The 20,306-nt window shown below is 38.8% G+C and carries 22 protein-coding genes; 2 read left to right on the top strand and 20 right to left on the bottom strand.

The genetic code is table 11. The features are described 5' to 3' along the window. Positions 1–35: 35 nt before the first annotated feature. The 19 genes from G6R02_RS08080 to G6R02_RS07990 form a co-directional block, all read right to left on the bottom strand. Positions 36–500: a site-2 protease family protein gene (locus tag G6R02_RS08080; protein ID WP_164668719.1), complete on the bottom strand. Its 465-nt coding sequence runs from the start codon at positions 498–500 to the stop codon at positions 36–38. A 13-nt stretch (positions 501–513) separates the two neighbouring features. Beyond that, positions 514–951, bottom strand: coding sequence for a peptidylprolyl isomerase (locus G6R02_RS08075; protein WP_205520184.1), 438 nt, complete (start codon positions 949–951; stop codon positions 514–516). Positions 952–1,074: 123 nt separating this feature from the next. Continuing rightward, the gene (gene lysA / locus G6R02_RS08070) at positions 1,075–2,382 is read right to left on the bottom strand and encodes a diaminopimelate decarboxylase (protein ID WP_164668717.1); all 1,308 of its coding nucleotides are present in this window, start codon (positions 2,380–2,382) and stop codon (positions 1,075–1,077) included. Positions 2,383–2,476: 94 nt separating this feature from the next. Next, entirely contained in the window at positions 2,477–3,967 is a 1,491-nt protein-coding gene (locus G6R02_RS08065) for a spore germination protein (protein ID WP_425509025.1), read from the bottom strand. A gap of 27 nt (positions 3,968–3,994) precedes the next feature. After that, positions 3,995–4,423 (bottom strand): stage V sporulation protein AB, encoded by a 429-nt coding sequence (locus G6R02_RS08060; protein WP_164668715.1) that lies wholly within the window; start codon positions 4,421–4,423, stop codon positions 3,995–3,997. After that, positions 4,401–5,021 carry a stage V sporulation protein AA gene (locus G6R02_RS08055; RefSeq protein ID WP_164668714.1) on the bottom strand — a complete coding sequence of 207 codons (621 nt, stop codon included), beginning with the start codon at positions 5,019–5,021 and terminating at the stop codon, positions 4,401–4,403. The genes G6R02_RS08060 and G6R02_RS08055 overlap by 23 nt, the downstream gene beginning before the upstream one ends. A gap of 97 nt (positions 5,022–5,118) precedes the next feature. After that, entirely contained in the window at positions 5,119–5,874 is a 756-nt protein-coding gene (gene sigF / locus G6R02_RS08050) for an RNA polymerase sporulation sigma factor SigF (protein WP_164668713.1), read from the bottom strand. An 8-nt stretch (positions 5,875–5,882) separates the two neighbouring features. Continuing rightward, positions 5,883–6,323, bottom strand: coding sequence for an anti-sigma F factor (gene spoIIAB / locus G6R02_RS08045; protein ID WP_164668712.1), 441 nt, complete (start codon positions 6,321–6,323; stop codon positions 5,883–5,885). Further along, positions 6,320–6,673 (bottom strand): anti-sigma F factor antagonist, encoded by a 354-nt coding sequence (gene spoIIAA / locus G6R02_RS08040; protein WP_164668711.1) that lies wholly within the window; start codon positions 6,671–6,673, stop codon positions 6,320–6,322. Before spoIIAA ends, spoIIAB begins: the two co-directional genes overlap by 4 nt. Before the next feature lie 112 nt (positions 6,674–6,785). Then, positions 6,786–7,961 (bottom strand): D-alanyl-D-alanine carboxypeptidase family protein, encoded by a 1,176-nt coding sequence (locus tag G6R02_RS08035; RefSeq protein WP_164668710.1) that lies wholly within the window; start codon positions 7,959–7,961, stop codon positions 6,786–6,788. A gap of 168 nt (positions 7,962–8,129) precedes the next feature. Further along, complete coding sequence (locus G6R02_RS08030; protein WP_164668709.1) at positions 8,130–9,434, bottom strand: pyrimidine-nucleoside phosphorylase; 1,305 nt, start codon at positions 9,432–9,434, stop codon at positions 8,130–8,132. A 17-nt stretch (positions 9,435–9,451) separates the two neighbouring features. Continuing rightward, positions 9,452–10,273: a purine-nucleoside phosphorylase gene (locus G6R02_RS08025; RefSeq protein WP_164668708.1), complete on the bottom strand. Its 822-nt coding sequence runs from the start codon at positions 10,271–10,273 to the stop codon at positions 9,452–9,454. Positions 10,274–10,291: 18 nt separating this feature from the next. Next, a complete protein-coding gene (gene deoB / locus G6R02_RS08020) occupies positions 10,292–11,470 on the bottom strand; it encodes a phosphopentomutase (protein ID WP_164668707.1) in 1,179 nt (392 codons plus the stop codon). A 94-nt stretch (positions 11,471–11,564) separates the two neighbouring features. Further along, a complete protein-coding gene (gene xerD, locus G6R02_RS08015) occupies positions 11,565–12,458 on the bottom strand; it encodes a site-specific tyrosine recombinase XerD (protein WP_164668706.1) in 894 nt (297 codons plus the stop codon). Positions 12,459–12,463: 5 nt separating this feature from the next. After that, positions 12,464–12,670 carry a YqzK family protein gene (locus G6R02_RS08010; RefSeq protein WP_164668705.1) on the bottom strand — a complete coding sequence of 69 codons (207 nt, stop codon included), beginning with the start codon at positions 12,668–12,670 and terminating at the stop codon, positions 12,464–12,466. 207 nt (positions 12,671–12,877) lie between these two features. Continuing rightward, on the bottom strand, positions 12,878–13,333 hold the full coding sequence (gene fur / locus G6R02_RS08005; RefSeq protein ID WP_164668704.1) for a ferric iron uptake transcriptional regulator: 456 nt from the start codon (positions 13,331–13,333) through the stop codon (positions 12,878–12,880). Between the two features lie 112 nt (positions 13,334–13,445). After that, complete coding sequence (gene spoIIM / locus G6R02_RS08000) at positions 13,446–14,090, bottom strand: stage II sporulation protein M (protein ID WP_164668703.1); 645 nt, start codon at positions 14,088–14,090, stop codon at positions 13,446–13,448. Between the two features lie 88 nt (positions 14,091–14,178). Beyond that, positions 14,179–15,360, bottom strand: a complete 1,182-nt coding sequence (locus tag G6R02_RS07995; RefSeq protein WP_164668702.1) for an endonuclease Q family protein — start codon at positions 15,358–15,360, stop codon at positions 14,179–14,181. A 3-nt stretch (positions 15,361–15,363) separates the two neighbouring features. Beyond that, on the bottom strand, positions 15,364–15,915 hold the full coding sequence (locus G6R02_RS07990; RefSeq protein ID WP_164668701.1) for an NUDIX hydrolase: 552 nt from the start codon (positions 15,913–15,915) through the stop codon (positions 15,364–15,366). A 969-nt stretch (positions 15,916–16,884) separates the two neighbouring features. On the opposite strand from G6R02_RS07990, the gene G6R02_RS07985 reads away from it, so the two are divergent. Together G6R02_RS07985 and G6R02_RS07980 are read left to right on the top strand one after the other, a co-directional pair. After that, on the top strand, positions 16,885–17,799 hold the full coding sequence (locus G6R02_RS07985; protein ID WP_164668700.1) for an aldo/keto reductase: 915 nt from the start codon (positions 16,885–16,887) through the stop codon (positions 17,797–17,799). A gap of 198 nt (positions 17,800–17,997) precedes the next feature. Then, complete coding sequence (locus tag G6R02_RS07980; protein WP_164668699.1) at positions 17,998–19,248, top strand: DNA polymerase IV; 1,251 nt, start codon at positions 17,998–18,000, stop codon at positions 19,246–19,248. Positions 19,249–19,274: 26 nt separating this feature from the next. Here the strand turns inward: G6R02_RS07980 and G6R02_RS07975 are convergent, their stop codons facing one another. Further along, the gene (locus tag G6R02_RS07975) at positions 19,275–20,237 is read right to left on the bottom strand and encodes an MBL fold metallo-hydrolase (protein WP_164668698.1); all 963 of its coding nucleotides are present in this window, start codon (positions 20,235–20,237) and stop codon (positions 19,275–19,277) included. Between the last annotated feature and the right edge of the window lie 69 nt (positions 20,238–20,306).

Here is a 20,306-nt window from a genome sequence, read left to right as displayed (position 1 = left end):
TTTAATATAAATCATACAGCAAACTGTTTTTACCATCATTCATATTGCGTGCTTTTCCGTGTTAATGCTTTGTATATTGTATAACCATCTGATTTTTTTCCTTTAAATTGAAACGGAACCAAATTAATAATTGCAACCCACAAGTTAAATAGTAGAAGTAATAACAGATAACTAGTTGGAAATACTAGATAAAGAAAAAACAGCAGACAGGCAAATACCCCATTATTTAATGGTCCACACATAGCTATTATTACAATTTCATGTGTTTTATACGGGGTTTTTCTGTCACTGGATGCCATTCCGCCAATAAAGAAAATCGAACGTATCATTATCCGGACTTTATGGAAGGAAAAACTGCTGATCTTTCTTCCTGTCCCGATTGATAATTTTACATTATCTGCATGAAACATTCTGGCGCCGATTACATGTCCGGTTTCGTGTATTAATGTACCAACGGGGGCTGCAATAATTACAAGATACAGGAGCAAGTAAATATCCATAATGGCTGGCCCGTTACTCTGAATAAATCGTTATTTCCTTCATTACGTCCCCGTTTTTCATCGCTTTAGCATGTTCAATACCTGATGTAACCTGGCCGAATACAGTGTGAACACCATCCAGATGCGGCTGTGGTTCGTGTACAATGAAAAATTGACAACTTCCGGTATCTTTACCAGCATGTGCCATTGATAATGAACCCTCAGCATGCTTGTGCGGATTACCTTCTGTTTCGCATTTTATCGTATATCCTGCCGAGCCTGTTCCATTTCCGTTTGGACAACCGCCTTGACTGACAAAGCCATCGATCACACGATGAAAGGTTAATCCATCATAAAAGTTGCTGTTCGCTAATTTCTCAAAGTTTGCTACTGTATTTGGAGCTTCATTCGGATAAAGTTCAAATTCAATTCTATTACCATTTTCCATTAATATATAACCCGTGCTCATAATTCCATCTCCTTTTATGTTCATAAGAAACAATTTTTATTAGCTCTTTTTCAAGGGCTGTTGCAATTAAATTACTGTCTATCAATTCATTTTATCCATTCTATTAAAAGAATACAAGTTACATTTTTATTCGTACGATAAATCGTTTTGAACGACATCGCGAAAACTCTCCCGCTGAACAACCAATTTATCCTGGCCGTTCTCCACAAAAACGACTGCAGGATTTGGGAATCGATTATAGTGATTTGCCATTGAGTATCCATATGCACCAGTTGAAAACACAGCCAGTATATCACTGTTTTCAACAGCTGGTAATGGAAGATCCCAGATAAGCATGTCACCCGATTCGCAGCATTTTCCTGCAACAGAAACCAAATCTTCTGCTGGCTGTGAGGCTTTGTTCGCCAACACACCCTCGTATTTTGCCTGATAAAGGGCCGGTCGTAGATTATCAGTCATTCCTCCATCAACCGAAATATATTTACGGACCCCGGGAATGTCTTTCATAGAACCAACCGTATATAATGTTAACCCGGCATTTCCTGCTATCGCCCGTCCTGGCTCAATCCAAATTTCAGGTGCTGGTATATCAAGTACTGCTGTATGTTTTTTAACGGTAGCTACCAGTTCTTCTACATATGTGGAAAAGGTGAGCGGCTTATCATCTTTTGTATACCGAATACCAAATCCCCCGCCAAAATTAAGGACTTCAGGGGAATAGTTGTACATTGACTTCCATTCCTGAAGCTTTTTGAATAGCATTTCTGCGGTTTGCATAAATCCATCCGTCTCAAAAATCTGTGAACCTATATGACAATGCAATCCCTTGAAATGAATCCTATCATGATTATACAATTTCTGAAATGCTTTATCAGCTTGCCCATTATGCAAATTAAACCCAAACTTTGAATCTTCATTTCCTGTCATTATATAATGATGTGTTTTCGAATGAACCCCAGGTGTTACCCGCATGAGGACATTTATTGTCTTATTATATTTATTCAATAAACTACTTATTAACTCGACCTCATAAAAATTATCAACTACAATACAACCAACTTCGTACTCTATAGCCATCGTTAGTTCATCAATACTTTTGTTATTTCCGTGCATGTGAATTTTTTCTGGTGGAAAGTTTGCCTGTAAAGCGGTATACAGCTCGCCCTGGGAGACAACGTCCAGACTTAGCTTTTCCTGTTTAACAACCTGCAGCATTGCAATAGATGAGAAAGCTTTGCTTGCGTAAGCCACTTGTGCCTTTACACCTAAGTCTTTAAACGTATCGACAAATTTACGGCAATTTTCACGTATGAGCGAAACATCATACACATATAGTGGAGTGCCATATTTTTTTGCAAGTTCAATGGAGTCAATCCCGCCTATTTCCAAATGCCCTTGCTTATTTATTTCAAATGGATGATTATCTATTATCATATTCATTTCCCCCCATTGCTGCTTAAACTGTTGCTTTGAATAATAAAAATACTTTATCACAAGAATGTTAAAAACAAAAGAGGAAAGAACGCCTTTAGTGGCGTTCTTTCTTTACAATCGGCTGACGGTAATTGTTTCTTGGATGAACTATACTTGGGCGCTCGTTAGATAATGGTATTGGAACACGAAGAAGAATTTGCACCATTGCATTTGGGTTAAATGGGATAAACGGCCATAAATATGGTGTTCGCATTGACCTTATTCGAATCAGGAATAAAATGAATAGGGTTACCCCGACTGTAAATCCAACCATCCCAAATAAACCTGTTATAATTACCAGCGAAAATCGGATTATTTTATTGGCGACACTCAATTCATAGCTTGGTGTAACATATGTCCCGATAGCACTTACAGCTATATATAAAATTACCTCAGGACCAAACATTCCAACATCAATAGCAATCTGACCGATTAAAACTGCGGCAATCAGCCCCATCGCGGTTGATAATGGTGTTGGAGTATGAATAGCGGCCATTCGTAAAAATTCAACTCCCAAATCAGCTAAAATAATCTGTACCGCTATCGGGATAGTCCCCTGTTCTTTCGGCCCGATAAATGCCAATTCCTTTGGCAGCAAAGTCGGATCCAGGACAAACAGCAACCATAATGGAAGCAGAAATATCGAAGCCATAATAGCTAAAAATCGTGTCCATCTTATAAACGTTCCAATTGCCGGTGTGTTACGAAATTCCTCTGCGTGCTGAACATGATGGAAAAACGTTGTCGGTAAAATAATTATACTTGGTGATGTATCAACCATTAATAAGATGTGCCCCTCCAATAAATGGGTTGCGGCAACATCAGGTCTTTCCGTATATCTTACCAGTGGATACGGATTCCATTTACGTTCAATAATAAATTCTTCCACTGTTTTATCGGCCATTGCAATCCCGTCAATTTCAATTGCGTTTATTCTATCCTTTATTAACTTGAGAAGCCCATCATCAGCAACATCCTTTAAATAGGCAACACAGACATCTGTTTTGGAACGTTCACCAATCTTCAGCATTTCATGACGGAGCCTGGCATCCCTTACTCTTCTTCTTGTTAAAGCAGTATTTTCAATGATATTTTCGGTATATCCATCTCTGGAACCCCGAACAACATGCTCTGTATCAGGCTCCTGTGGTGTACGACCAGGATAGTTACGTACATCAACAATAAATGCGAATTTTTCACCATTAACAAATATGACGATTAAACCGGATAATAACTGGTCTACCGCCTCATCCAATGTTTTCGCTTTATCAACTTGCTGATGTACCAGGCGATTTTCTATAATCTCCGGTACTTTCCTCATGTTACTTTCTTTATCATTAATATCTATAATCTTCTTCATAATTTGCTGGACAAGTGATGTATCACAAAGTCCGGTAAGATAATAAATTTGGATTTTTTTCTTTAAAATAACCAGCTCACGAAAACCGAGGTCAAATGATGTACCAATACCAATTTTATCTTTCATGTATGCTTCGTTGTCATCTATCTTTCCGTAAACCGGATTTTTTGGCTGATTTTTTTTCACAAAATACACTCCACTCATTTTTAAAACTTACTTTACAAAAATGGTCCACTGAAAAATCGATCCAGCGATTTTTCCAAATACGATTGCCATTAAAAACCATAACAATTTGTCATCCATACGGATTCTTTTCGAAAGAATTGGAAATACATTCAATACTTCTGTTAATGCGGCAGCGAGCATTCCGTTAAAAATGCCGTGAAAAACACCCCACAAAACCAAAAGTACAGTTGGCTGATCCCATGTGACATCTGCAAAAGACATGTATGTCCCAAATAAAGATCCTAAAATAACACTGGCAATATAAACCTGCAGGAAGCGGTCAGTCCGACTCAGCTGAATCAATCTGGGGATAATACCTAGAACTGTCAGAAAAGCAACAAATCCGCCCCCAACAGCCAAACCACCAGCTAATCCTATTAAAATTTCCAGTAAACTAATGAAAAGGTTTTGTATCATTCAGCTTGTTCTCATAATAACCGACATATTGATCAAGATCCTGCTGGTAGTTAAATATTTCCACTTCCAGGGGGCTTGGTTCTTCATTGAATCGTTTTGAAAACCAATGATTGAAGAATAACAGCATACCTATACCAAGACCGAATGAATATGGTATTTGGATCCATAACGGATACCTGTTTTCCTCGCCCGTAAGTAAAAAGTGAAGTTTTTGTTGAACTTCCTGCATACTGACATCATAATGAAAATTCATTATGGTCATCCCAGTGCCAATGAAAAGAAGCAGCCAAACGATAACCACTATCATTTTATTTGGAGGTTTTTTATGTTTTTTAATCCGAATGATGGTATGTGTCGGACCCACAAGTTGAAATTCCAGGTTCTCATGTTCTTGACTTAAATGATCAATCACTAAAAAACTGTCAATGATTACGATATTACGATCTTTTTTGGTCACACGATATACAGGAGTTTTTTCCAATTTTCTCTTAAGCTGGGAGGAGGAGGTCGAAATGTATGCAATATCCTTTAAATGAACCTCTTTTAAATACGTCATTTCCACATTTTTTTTCATGCGCAAATAAACAATTTGTGACATGCGGATATCATCCTCTTCCATGTGATATATAACATAGTATTTGTTAAAAGTTCATCAATTATCACAGAAAAAATCACCACAAAAGTGTGGTGATTTTTCATTGGTTCATATTAATTTTCATTTCACGCAATATCTTTTTCTCAAGCCTTGAGACTTGAACCTGAGAGATTCCTAGTCTCTCAGCTACTTCGGATTGCGTTTTATCTTTGTAATACCGCAAATAAACAATTAGCCGTTCCCTTTCATTCAATCTCCTTATTGCTTCCTGCAATGTCAATTTATCAAACCATTTCGTGTCCTGCTCGGCAATCTGATCCAGTAATGTGATTGGATCACCGTCATTCTCAAATACAGTTTCATGGATTGAATGTGGTGATTTTGCAGCATCTTCAGCATGAACCACTTCCTCTGATGTAATGTCAAGAGCTTCAGCAATTTCATGTACTGTCGGTGATCTGCCCATTTTCTTTGTTAACTCATCTCTTTTTTTGCGGATTTTATTTCCGATTTCTTTAAGTGACCGACTTACTTTAACACTTCCATCATCCCGAATAAATCGCTGTATTTCTCCAATAATCATTGGTACCGCATACGTGGAAAACCTGACATCGTAGGATAAGTCAAATTTGTCTATCGATTTGATTAGTCCAATGCTGCCTATTTGAAATAAATCATCCGGATCATACCCCCGATTTATAAATCGTTGAACAACTGACCATACGAGTCGGACATTTTTTTCAACAAGGATGTCCCGTGCATCCTGATCACCTTGCTGACTTCGATGGATATATTCCTTCACCTGTTCATCCGACAATGAGTCTTTACGATTATCATGTTTAACATTTACATCCATAGGCATCCCTATTTACTTACCGTTTTACTTTTTGATAATTGTTTTGTCATATTTACGGTTGTCCCATTACCGGGGGAGGATATAACTTCTATGGAATCCATAAAATTTTCGATGATTGTAAATCCCATGCCGGACCTTTCCATCTCCGGTTTTGATGTATACAACGGTTGTCTGGCCTCGTCCACGTCTCCAATGCCAATACCATTATCTTTGATTGTCAGTTCCACTTCACCATCATGCAATATACAGGATATCGAGATATGATGACTTGGTTCATTGTTATATCCATGAATTATGGCATTTGTTACTGCTTCTGAAACTACTGTTTTAATTTCGGTTAATTCATCCATTGTTGGATCCAGTTGGGCAACAAATGATCCAACTGCAACCCGGGCGAATGATTCATTTTCGCTCACACTGGCAAACTCTACAAACATTTCATTTTTCATGAAGCCACCCCCAACGTAAATAACGCATGTTCTTCATTCTCCTCCAACCGTACAATTTTAAATAGACCAGACATTTCAAACAGTCGCCTCACTGGTGCAGAAACGGAACAAACTACCATTTCGCCACCCAACTGTAATACTTCTTTATACCTGCCCAACACAACACCTAATCCTGAACTATCCATAAATGAAACATCCTCAAGATTCAAAATAACATGTTTTATGGGATTATTATACATCATTTCCTTCCACTTATCCCGCAATGCTTCTGCTTCATGATGATCTAATTCGCCGGATATTCTTACGACTAGTACATCTTTTTTAACTTCAAACATAGTAGAAAGACCCATTACATTTCCTCCTTACAATTTCGTTGTAAGCTACTTTTTCGCTATTAAGCGGGTCAATTCCTGCTCTATGACAAAAGTAGAAGCATTTCGTTGTTTTTAGAAGTAAAAGATGTTATTTCACCATATTTTGCATAGTCCTCTTGAATAATGTGAAATATGATGCTGGTTTTACTTCATGATCGATAATCAACGGCGTTTTCGACACTACTTTACCATCGCTTTTTACCACCAGTTCACCAACTTGTTCTCCACGATCCAACGGCAGATTAAAATTGTCCCTGAGCTCTACAGATGCCTTGACGTTCCCATTGGATTCTCCTTTTTTATGAATGGTGCTTACTGACTCGGATGCTACAACATTAACGTCATTTTCTTCAGCTTTCAGTAACTGCAGTTTTGTAATCGTCTCACCTTTTTTGTATAAATTTTTTGTTTCAAAATGGTTAAATGCGTAATCCAGCATTTGCGTTACCGCCGCATTCCTTTTCTTCATCGTGTCTGCACCCATAACCACCGAAATTACCCGCATATTATTTTTTTCCGCTGTCGCAGTCAGGCAGTACTTGGCTTCATTTGTATAACCCGTTTTTAGCCCGTCAACACCTGCATAGAATTTAACCAATTTATTCGTATTTACTAACCAGAATTCATTTTCCTCGCCTTTTCTTAAATAATCTTCATAAATCGAAGTATACTCCGTTATAGTTTCGTATTTTAATAATTCTTTTGCCATAACCGCCATATCATATACGGTACTGTAATGATTTTCGGCAGGCAGCCCCGTTGAATTTTGAAACTTTGTATTTTCAAGGCCTAATTCTTTAGCTTTTTCGTTCATTTTCTTGACAAATGCTTCCTCACTGCCGGCAATTCGCTCGGCAAGTGCAACACTTGCATCGTTTCCTGACGCTATCGCAACACCTTTTAACAGATCATTAACACTCATTTCCTCACCGGATTCTAAAAAAATCTGGGAGCCTCCCATCGAAGCGGCACGATCACTGACACGGATCATTTCACTTTTTTTGATCTTTCCTTCATCGAGTGCTTCCATGATGAGTAATAGTGTCATAACTTTTGTCATGCTTGCCGGGGGGAGTTTTTCATGAGCATTTTTGTTATAAAGTATTTTTCCTGTATCACGTTCAATAAGTATAGCAGATTTGGCGTCCTCAGCCAGATTCAATTCCTGTTCCTTCTTATCATCCTTTTCCTCCCCATAGATCGAACTGGTAGATGCCAGTAGAATAGAGAATATAATGCTAGCCATTAAAACAAATTTTTTCATCGTTTTACCTCCAACATACAATATACTTATAGGATTGACAATTTCATCCTATTTATACTTTAAAAGTTGGCTTCCAAAGGAAAAAGTCCAAATAAAAAACGCACAATAATTTGTGCGCTTTGTAGTGTTTTATTGTTTTGCTAATATGAATCTCCACAAAACAGTCTACTACTTTGTAACAGTATCATATATCAGTTGCGGGCGTTCAACTGTGTCTTCTGAAACTGTTATGCTCGCATGCAGTTTTTCTTTTACATCTTCAACATTTTCCTGATTGGAGTATATTGTAAGTAAGGGATTTCCTTCAGTCACCGTATCTCCAATTTTTTTATGGAGAACAATTCCTACAGCAAGATCAATCTTTGATTCTTTTGTCGCTCTGCCGGCCCCAAGCATCATTGCTGCTGTACCAATATCATCCGCTACCATTTCAGAAACAGTCCCGGAATATTTAGCTTTTAAATCAATTTTATATGCAGCCTGTGGCAATGATTCCGGATTATCAGCTACACTGGAATCGCCACCCTGTGATTCAAGAAATAATTTAAACTGGTTAAATGCTTTCCCGTTGTTGAGATTATTGGATAAAAGCGTTCGTGCTTCATCAAGCGAATCAGCTTTGTTTGCCAGCAGAACCATTTGACTGCCAAGTGTTAAGCAAAGTTCTGTCAAGTCTTCCGGACCGTTACCTTTTAGCGTATCAATTGCTTCCTTTACTTCCAATGCATTTCCGATCGCCTTCCCTAAAGGTTGACTCATATCTGAAATAACTGCCATCGTATTCCTGCCAACCCGGTTGCCGATTGATACCATTGCTTCAGCCAGTTCTTTGGCTTCATCATATTGTTTCATGAAAGCTCCGGCACCTGTCTTAACATCCAGAACGATTGCGTCTGCACCGGAAGCTATTTTTTTGCTCATGATGGAACTCGCAATCAGCGGAATCGAATTTACCGTAGCAGTTACATCCCTGAGACTGTATAATTTTTTATCAGCTGGTGTTAAATTTCCTGTCTGACCAACGACTGCTGCTTTGTTCGTATTGACAAGATCAACAAATTCGTCACTGGATATTCCGACATGAAATCCTGGAACTGATTCTAATTTGTCAATGGTTCCACCTGTGTGTCCCAAGCCTCTTCCGCTCATTTTTGCCACCGGGACTCCAACAGAAGCAACTAAAGGTGCAAGGATCAGCGTCGTGGTATCCCCAACACCACCTGTAGAATGTTTGTCAACCTTTATCCCGGAAATGGCGGACAGATCAATTTGGTCTCCCGATTCCACCATTGCCGTGGTCAATTCCGCACGTTCGGCTTCCGTCATATCCTGAAAGTATACTGCCATCATTAAAGCACTTACCTGATAATCAGGAATATCCCCATTTGTATATCCATTGATAAAAAAACGGATTTCTTCTTTGGAAAGCTCTTCACCATCACGTTTTTTTTCAATGACATCGTACATCCTCATAGTAATCACCTTTATCATTAATTTGGTAATGTGCGGATTATCTCTTTAACAAAACGCAGAAAATCTTCACGCACTTTTTCGGTTGTCTCAATTACTTCATCATGTGTTAACGGCTGATCAAGTATTCCTGCCGCCATGTTTGAAATACAGGAAATCCCTAAAACACGCAATCCCGCGTGAGCTGCCACAATTACTTCAGGGACTGTAGACATGCCGACAGCATCCCCGCCAAACGTACGGAGCATGTTTATTTCCGCCGGCGTTTCATACGTTGGACCAGTGTTCCCGACATATACGCCTTTTTGAACAGACATTCCCAATTTCTCCGCACAATTTGCAGCATGATTAATGTACACTTGTTCGTATACTTGTGACATATCCGGAAAGCGTTCGCCCAATTGATCATTATTCGGACCAAGTAATGGATTATCTCCCATATTATTAATGTGGTCTGTAATGATCATTAAGTCACCTGGATCATACGCTTTATTTATACCGCCGGCAGCGTTTGTCACAATCAGCGAATCAATTCCAAGTTCTTTCATCACACGAACAGGGAATGTAACTTGCTGCATCGAGTAACCCTCATAATAATGAAAACGCCCCTGCATTGCAATTACTTGTTTTCCTTCCAGTACACCTGCAACAAGTTGACCCTTGTGGCCGGAAACAGTTGATTCAGGGAAATGAGGTAAATTTTTGTATGGTAAAGTTACCGGATTTTCTATTTTATCCGCTAAAACACCAAGGCCCGATCCTAGTATTAAACCAATTTCAGGCGTTCCATTCAGTTGTTCCTTTATATACTTGGACGCTTCCTTTATAGCTGTCAGATCCATATCGCTGCCATCCCCTTCCTACTTAATATCCTTTAAAAAGCTTTCGCCGTGCTTTGGCATTTCTATATTAAAGTTATCCGCAACGGTTGCACCAATATCGGCAAATGTTTCTCTAAGTTCGAGCTGTTTTCCTTCTTTAACGTTGTTGTGGTGTACTAACAACGGTACATATTCGCGGGTATGATCTGTACCGTGATGAATCGGGTCATTTCCGTGGTCTGCCGTTATAATCAGCAAATCGTCATCTTTCAGCCGGTTTAATACCTCAGGAAGTCTTGCATCAAATGCTTCCAATGCCTTGCCATAGCCTTCAGGGTCCCGGCGGTGTCCATATTTAGCGTCAAAATCCACTAAATTCAGGAAGTTTAAACCGGTAAAATCATCAGCCATTGAATCAACCAGCTTTGTCATTCCATCCTCATTATCTGCTGTACGAATTGCTTCCGTAACTCCTTCACCATCATAAATATCAGAAATTTTTCCTAAGGCGATAACATCATATTCCGCATCTTTCAATTCATTCATGACAGTACGGCCGAATGGTTTCAGTGCATAATCATGACGATTTGCCGTACGTTGGAAAGCACCAGGATTACCGGTAAATGGACGTGCGATTACACGACCAACCATATATTTTTCATCGAGTGTCAATTCGCGGGCAGTCTCGCAAATCTCATATTGTTCTTCAATTGGTACAATGTCTTCATGGGCAGCAATTTGTAAAACTGAATCAGCAGAAGTGTACACAATCAATGCGCCGGTTTCCATATGTTCCTTACCTAATTCTTCTATTATTGCAGTACCGGAGGCGGGTTTATTACCAATTACTTTCCGGCCAGTTTTTTCTTCCAGTTCATCGATAAGTTCTTTCGGGAATCCATCCGGGAAGGTTCGGAATGGCTGCTGAATGTTTAGCCCCATAATTTCCCAGTGACCTGTCATTGTATCCTTGCCATTTGATGCTTCCTGCATCTTCGTATAATGAGCCTGTGGCGTTGCAGCCTTTTCAATACCCTTTATTTCCCTGATATTGCTTAGTCCGAGTTTTGCCATATTAGGCATATCCAGTCCATCCATACGTTCTGCAATGTGCCCTAAAGTATCTGCACCTTTATCATTAAATTGTTCGGCGTCAGGTGCTTCTCCAATCCCAACGGAATCCATTACAATTAAAAAAACGCGTTTAAATTTCTGCATGTTATTACCTCCCGTATTTGTATTCCCTATTTGTACGTATAATATGTTTAGACCATTTATTGTTGTAGGATGTCTGACAACCAAAATTAAAAAATTATGCCCGTGGATGATAAGTTTGATATATATCCTTAAGTCTTGCTTTTGTAACATGAGTATAAATTTGTGTTGTGGAAATATCCGCATGCCCCAGCATTTCCTGAACGGACCGTAAATCCGCCCCATTCTCCAATAAATGTGTAGCAAAAGAATGTCGTAAAGTATGCGGTGTAAGTTCCTTCTTAATCCCGGCATCTTTTGCAGCACCCTTTAATATTTTCCAGAAACCCTGCCGTGATAACGGTCTTCCATGCTGGTTCACAAACAAAGCATTTTCATCTAATTTGCGTTTGGTTAAGGCTGGTCGTGCATTTTGCAAGTAATCTTCCACTGCATTTTTTGCAATATCACCAAGTGGTACGATTCTCTCTTTTGATCCTTTTCCAAAACAACGAACAAATCCCATTGTTAAATGAAGGTCGCTGACTTTTAATGATATCAGCTCTGTTACACGTAAACCTGTTGCATATATTACTTCAAGCATTGCTTTGTTGCGATTTCTCAAGGGAGTATCACTGCGGATTGTCAACAATGCTTCAACATCCTGCGGTGATAAGATGGATGGAAGCTTTCTCTCCTTTTTTGGTGTTTCTATATGTATACTTACGTCCTGGTTTACAAGTTGTTCTCTTATCAAAAATTGATGAAATGAACGAATTGATGAAATGGTCCTTGCAATTGTTGCTGCAGACTTTCCATCGTCTTTAAGCTTATACAAAAAACCGATTATGTCAGTCCGGGTTACATCATCCCAGCCTGTTTTTTGACTTACTTTTTCGATATAAAGCATGTATTGTTTTAAGTCTCTTTTATATGATTTTAATGTGTTATCGGATAATCCCCGTTCCACTTGCAAATAATGAAAAAAATCTTCATAACCGGACTTGAGCATTACTATTACTCCCCTAATCGAAAAAATAGGTTTAATCTGTCAAAGAAACTTTCTTCAGGATTAAAAACTTTAACCGAAGGACCTTCAGGCGGGTCATACCGATGAAACTGTTCATATTCGGCATGCATCGCACGTAAACCAAAGTAAAATAATGCTGTACAAGCTACAAAGATAACAAAAACCTTTACTGTATCCCATATCAGATTTTTCATATGGCATGCCTCCCCTATTCATATCTATTAGTACAAGATATGCAAATAAAGGAGAACAATATACATGTAACCATAAGTCAGCATTACATTAAGTTATCCCACATCAAAAGTAACCTATTTTGTAGATTTTGTAAATTATTAAGTAAAGAACATACAAAAGCCTTTTTTCCCGTTAAGTAAGAAAAAAGGCATCCTCATCCATGATTATTATTCAGATGGAACGGCTGCTTTCTGGCATTGTTTACAAATACCGTGAAACGTTAAACGATGATCTTTTACCTGAAAACTCCAATCATTCTCTACGACTTTTTCAACATCTCCAAGTAAGTCATCAACTATTTCCTCAACAGATCCGCATTCGATACAAACAAGATGGTGATGAAAATGTTCTGCGCCCTCTTTACGAAGATCATATCGTGAAACGCCATCACCAAAGTTTATTTTGTCTACAATTTTTAGTTCCGAAAGCAATTCCAACGTACGATAAACAGTAGCTAATCCAATTTCAGGTGCTTTTTCTTTTACCAGTAAGTAAACGTCCTCTGCACTCAGATGATCTTCCTCACGTTCCAATAAGACTCTGACAGTTGCTTCTCGTTGTGGAGTAAGTTTATAACTTTGTGCATGGAGTTGTTTTTTTATTCGCTCTATTCGATGTTCCATGGCAAGTCTCCTCCCTAATATCCCCAACTTCATTATATGCACAGATGTAACAGGTGTCAAATTATAATTATTATAATCTGTTATCGATAATCATTATCATATTATATACAATTTAATGATTTTCATAAAATGATTTGATAATCATTTCCATCGCTTCATTAGCGACGAATGCTTCCAAACCTGCTGCCACAAATGAGATAGCCAATAATAAAGAGAAAACAGTTAAATATTTTCCGAAAGGCTGAAAAACCGGCTGAGATATTTTACGTGTGAAAAGCTTACTCAACAATGTTAGTGAGAATATCATCGCAAGACTGCCAGCTATTATATAAACAGGAATAATCAAAAGATTTTGAGGTGCAATGGACAATGAAGCCAGGAGCAGACCCTTTATACCAATCTGGCTTACAATAAATCCTACAGAGAAACCGACTACCAGACCTTTCAAAAACAACAAAACCCATACAATCGGCAGACCAATTACAGACAGCCCCAATACAAACAGCAGTAAAAGATATTTAGCATGGTAAAAAAAACTGCTCTTTAATATTTCATTGTTGTCTATTTGTTCTTTATCAGCTATCTGACCGAAAAAACGTTCAAGGTAAAAGAATAATTCCTCTTTCTGAGTAAAATTCATGCTGTTGACAATAATTGCACCAAAGATTACCCCTGTTAAAAATAGTATAATCATAAAAATATAGATAGTAGCATGGTCTTTTACATGATTTACTGCCATGTTTCGTTTGTTATACATTGGAATCCTCCATTGCTTGTAAATTTCTTTTCTAGTTAAAAACTATGAAGAATTCCAATTAAAAATACCAAATTTACTAATGTTTTCTTTAAAATCTATCAGGGGAGGTAGTTACACTTCCATATTTTCCCCCGCCTCCTGCTTTTATTGCCAACTTACCTTCCCGCATTTGAATAATCGCTGCTGCTAATTGTTCAGGTACAACCTGTTTCAAGTCCTCAAATTCCGTATGATGGATGATGTTCATCTCAGTCTGAAAATGATCCAGCAGCTTACGGAATGTTTTCGGGCCAAGCTTAGGTAAGTACTCCAGCGGTACCTGGTATAAATAAGGCGGACGTTCTCTTGTTTCACCATTTGCATCGCTTAATTCCTGAATCCGGTCAAACACTCCCTTAATAATTTTCTGCGATCCGCATGCATGGCATTGTTTAGCAACAGTTGTAAGTGGTTCAAGACACTGACTGCAAACAGTTGTATAATATTTTCCAAGGTGCGGGTTCATACCAAAATTTTGTTTAATTCCCCGCCCATCAATATTGCTTAGTGCCCAATTAAATTCTTTAAATGAAGGTTCTTCCATCAATATTTCCTGATATTCTCTGGCGATTTTCGGTAATGAATGGGCGTCAGAGTTTGATAGAAAGGTGTAATCATGCAATTCGCTAATTTGGTCAGCCATTTCTGTATCAGAACTAAGTCCCAGTTCAATACCGTCAATTAAATCCGGATCCAACACTTCCTTTAGTGATTTATGGACCCCTTTTCCGTACATGCTTTTAAATGGGGTAAACACGTGTGCCGGTATAAATATACCTGATAACTCTTTCACCTTGTATTGCAGTTCTTTCGCTGTTCCATAATAACGCTGGGAGCTTAATGTTATGTTTTTCATTCTGGTCGTCAGCCACTCGGAGAATCTCCCGATTAACTCAAGTGATGGAAAATAACATAGTACATGAATGGGCCCCTGACAATTATCATCATAAACTTCAATCTCCGAACCAAGTAATAACGTTACATCCTCAAAACGTACTCCCCCACCCTCCAACTCATAGGCTTTATTTGCCTCAATCAGCTGTTTCATCTCCTGTTGAACCGCCGGGGCATGGCAATCGATGACTCCAATCATGTGAATTCCTTTGTTACGGCTCGCTTCTTTTAATATATTTGTAAGAGTCAGCGATTTGGCGCCGGTTATTTTCACCGGGTTATTATATATATCCCGCCCGATATGAATGTGCATATCAGCGAAAAAAGATTTAAGCATTGGTTACATCCTTTCCAGCATTTCTAAGTAAAGTATCGCATAGTTGGTTTTGGCGTCGTGGATTCGTTGTTCGTTGACATAGTCTTTCGCTTCTTCCAATGTTAATTCAATTAGTTCAACAAATTCATCATCGTCTCCGGACCGTTTATTCTCCAGCGGGACAATGTCTTTGGTTAAATACAGATGCATGATTTCATCAGCAAAGCCTGGTGATGTATAAAAAGATGCAACGAATTCAAGGGAATCCGCATCTGTGGTATACCCTGTCTCTTCCTCCAGTTCCCTGATTGCAGTTACTTCCGGCTGTTCACCGGGTTCCAGTTTTCCTGCCGGGATTTCAACCAGTGATTTTTCAAGCGGCTTCCGGTATTGCTCCACAAAAACAATTTTATTACCTTTAGTTATTGGAATAATTGCTACTGCACCGGGATGTTTGATCAATTCCCGTTTTGATGTTTTTCCGTTTGGCAGGGTTACTTCATCCACCTGCAGATTAATTACTTTTCCTTCGTATATTTTTTCCGTATGAATTGTTTTCTCTTCAAATTTCTTCATTGTTTCCATCCTTTTGAATCTGTTATTGATATTGTTTTGATTAGGCTTGTTGCTCTTTAACTTCGCAGTTGACGTAAACTGCTGCGAACTAAATTTTATATTATTTAGTGAGGCTCTTTGATCACCGTAGCTGGAATATACTCGCTTTCCTAAGGTCTTGTGCCGAGCCCCCTCAACTCGTACCTCGTTTCAGGGTCGCCTAACTTGAACTTCTGAGCAGGAGTCTCGCATATTCCAGTTGCTGGTTTAAAGGGTTAAATTTATCCCGTTACTAAAAATTATCGATTTACCAAGATAAAGTGAGCAAAACACAGCGGAGGAAATACGATGAGACTCCTGTGGGAGGAAAGGCATCGGTGAGACCATGGAGTGCATTAGCACGTAGTGGGCTCAGCAGCCGCCCACGGAAAGCGAAGTGTATTTCCGCAGCGGTGTTATTGCACTCATCTTTATTCAAAGTAGTTCGCAGTTTATAAATATTTTTAAGCTGATTAAGAAAACGGATCCTCATTCCGTTAAATAGCAGAAAAACTGTTCTAAAAGGGATTAAGCTGATTCTGATTCTGCTATTTCCTCGAAATCAATGGAATATAGGTTAAAATAGTAAAATAACGGAACGAGGATCCGAAATCCTGCTTTAAACAAGGAATTAAACTGAAATAACGGAATGAGAATCCGGTAAAATCAGCAAATGAATTCTTGTTCCGCTATTTTTTAAACCAGCACCACTTTTTCACGACCCGGATGCGAATATCGTCAGAAACCTTCCAAACACAGCAACAAGTATGTGCTCAAAGAGGTATCCGGGTATTCAAAAACTTTTGCATAATTTCAGTTTAAATCTTTTAAGCCAAAAAACATTTTATTTATAATCCTACTGTTCATTTTAGCACAGACGTGAAATAGTTGTATTCAACGGAAGAAATTCACTACAATTGAAATAGATATATTCAAATGGAGGTCGATAGGATGAAAAAGAATCAATTGGGACAATCAGACTTATATATCTCTGAATTGACACTTGGCTGTATGTCACTTGGAACGGACAGCCAAAAAGCCAAAGATATTATTAACCATGCACTGGAAAGCGGCATTAATCATCTGGATACGGCGGACTTATATGATTTTGGTGCAAATGAAGAAATCGTCGGCGAAGCATTAAAAGGAAAACGTGACAAGGTTATTTTAACCACAAAAGTCGGAAATCATTTTAATAAAGAAAAACAGGACTGGTTTTGGGATCCATCAAAAGAACATATTAAAGAAGGTGTAAAGGACAGTCTGCGCCGTTTGAAAACGGACTATATTGATTTTTATATGCTTCATGGCGGTACAATTGATGATCCCATCGATGAGTCAATTAATGCATTTGAATCATTGAAACAAGAAGGTGTCATTCGTGCATATGGGATATCTTCCATCCGCCCCAACATTATACGCGAATATGTAAATCGTTCCAATATTGACGGTGTCATGATGCAATATAATATGCTTGATCGTCGGCCTGAAGAAGAAATATTGGATCTATTGCATGAAAATAATATTAGTGTGTTAGCCAGAGGTCCTTTAGCAAAGGGAATGCTCAGCAATAATGCAGCAAAGCAGATTGAAAAAAAAGGTCAGGACGGTTTCCTTGATTATTCGTATGATGAATTGAAATCTATTCGGCAAAAAATTGCTGACATGGATAAGACATCTCAGAATCAGCTTGCACTTCAATACGTATTAAAACACCCTGCCGTTGCAAGTGCTGTATTCGGGGCAAGTTCAATCGATCAACTCACAGAGAATGTGAATTTTGATCATTCCAAAGCACTCACCGATGAAACGTATCAAACAATAAAGGGAATTACAAAAGCAATTGAATATACCAACCACCGATAGTCTCCCCTTCACTATTATAATCGGTTCACAACGGTTACAGGTGGCATGAAAATTTTACTTTTTCATGCCACCTTTTCTTGTTTAGAAACGATAGTATATATGAAGAAGTATTTTCACACAAACATATATTTCCATTGATAATAATTCATTACACACATATAATAAGAACAAATGTTCTGTTATGTGAGGTGATTTAAAATGGATTATTCCAGTTATCCGCGAAATGATGTTCTGTGTGTCGATATGCGGTCATTTTACGCAAGTGTTGAAGCTGTCAGATTAGGGTTGGATCCGATGACAGTTCAGCTGGCTGTCGTGGGTGATCCAAACCGATCAGGCAGTATTGTCCTGGCCGCCTCCCCGGCATTAAAAGAAAAACACGGTATCAGCAATGTCAGCCGTTTTTTTGAACTGCCGGAGGACCCGGAAATTGTCATCGTACCTGCACACATGGCCAGTTATCTGCAGGTATCCATGGAAATCACAAAATTAATTAATCAATATGTGCCAAAAGAAGCCATTCATCAATATTCTGTTGACGAAGTTTGGGTTACGGTAAACGGGCTTCAAAAATTATTTGGAGACCGGTGGCAGGTTGCCGGACTAATAAAACAGGACATCCTGGAAAACTTCGGGATAACCTGTTCAATCGGAATCGGTGATAATAAATTCCTGGCAAAAGTAGTAATGGATTTACACGCCAAAAAGACCGGGATAGCTGAATGTAAGTATGAAGACGTGGAAACGAAGCTGTGGCCGTTCCCTGTTGAAAAGGTATGGGGGATTGGCAGCAGAATGAAGCGTAACCTGAACAGAATGGGAATCGTTAATCTTGGTCAGCTTGCTAATGCAGAGTTAAAATACTTGAAAAAACGATTTGGAATTATGGGTGAACAACTGTATTACCATGCTTGGGGCATTGACCTGAGTCCAGTTTTCGGTAATTTCACGAAGACCGAGCAAAAAGGATTCGGTCATGGAATCTCTTTATTGCGTGATTATTCCGGGGATGAAGTTGCGGTTTGTATTCTCGATCTTTGTGAAGAGGTATGCCGCAGAGCAAGAACTGCAGATAAGGCCGGAAAAACCATCCACCTTGGTATTTCCTATTCCCAAGAAACAGGTGGAGGCTTTAGCCGGTCAAGGTCTGTTTCGCTTCCGACCAATATTACGATGGATGTTTATGCAGTTTGTATGCAGCTGTTTAACGAATTTTACGATGGAAAAAGTGACATCAGACATGTATACGTGACGCTGGATAATCTTTTTGACGATGGGGAAACCCAGTTGGATTTATTTGATGATAAACCGAAGAAAAAAGATATCGGCTATGTAATGGATTCGATTCGCGATAAATACGGATCAACTGCCATACTCCGTGCTACCAGCTACACGGATGCCGGAATTACCATTGGCAGAAGCAGTAAAATAGGAGGCCATCAGGCTTAATCGATGGCTTCCTGTTAAATGCTCCACTATTTTGTATGATAATAATAAACGCCATCTTCAAGCCACTTTTCGACCATACCTTCTTCTTCGAGGTAGTCAAGCTGGCCGATTGTCTCAGACATGGTTAAGTCCAGTTGTTTTTCATACTGTTTCGGAAAAAGCTGCTGACAAATTTGAAATGGTGTCTGCGCATATTCCAACAGAAGTGTTTGAACTTTTTTGGCACGCTGCTCCTGCTTTTTCTTTTGGACAGGAATTAATTCATCCACATTTGAGAAAATAGCTCCATGTCCGGGAAAAACCGTTTTAATCCCGAGTGACAAACATTTTTGTGAATTAGCCCGATACTGCAGCAATGGCTTTGGACGTTCCTTTTCACCATCATGCGGCGGTTCCAGCAATGGATTGGGTGAAATATGACGCAGTAAATGATCGCCGCCTATAAAAGCACCGTCACTTTTACGGAAAAAGGATAAATGACTTTGAGCATGCCCTTTCGTTTCAACTACACGCCAATCTTCATGCCCCGGCAAAATATCTCCTTCGTCAATGGCGGTCGTTAACTGACCTGCACCTGCGAATTTTAAAGGTCCACGCAGTTTATTTAATACTGCCTGGAATTCCGATGGTACCCCGGAAACAACAAAGAAATCTTTAAAAAACTGTTCATAATGTGAAAAAAAGGCTTCATTTCTGGTTAGCCATAAATCCACGTTTTTATGAGCGACAATACTTTCAACCCGGGGAAATTGTTCAATCAAACCGATGTGATCCGGATGATGATGCGTCAAAATAATCTGTTCAATATCCTCAGGAAAATATCCCAGTTCTTTCAACTGTATTTTTAATGCTTCCCAGGCTTCTTTCGTTTTTACACCTGCATCAACCAGTGACAGGGTATCCCCTTTCAAAAGGTATATATGCACATCCCCGACGGCAAATGGTGTTGGTATTGTCAGTTGACTGATTGTTTTATGTAATACTTTCATAAATATATCCCCCAAAAATGAATAGCCATTCAGTTATTCTTATATTGTACCGTTATCTTAGAAAAAAGT

Origin of the sequence: Virgibacillus doumboii (assembly GCF_902806455.1) — a bacterium.
Taxonomy (GTDB): domain Bacteria; phylum Bacillota; class Bacilli; order Bacillales; family Amphibacillaceae; genus Lentibacillus; species Lentibacillus doumboii.
This window is presented reverse-complemented; position numbering and strand designations above follow the sequence as displayed.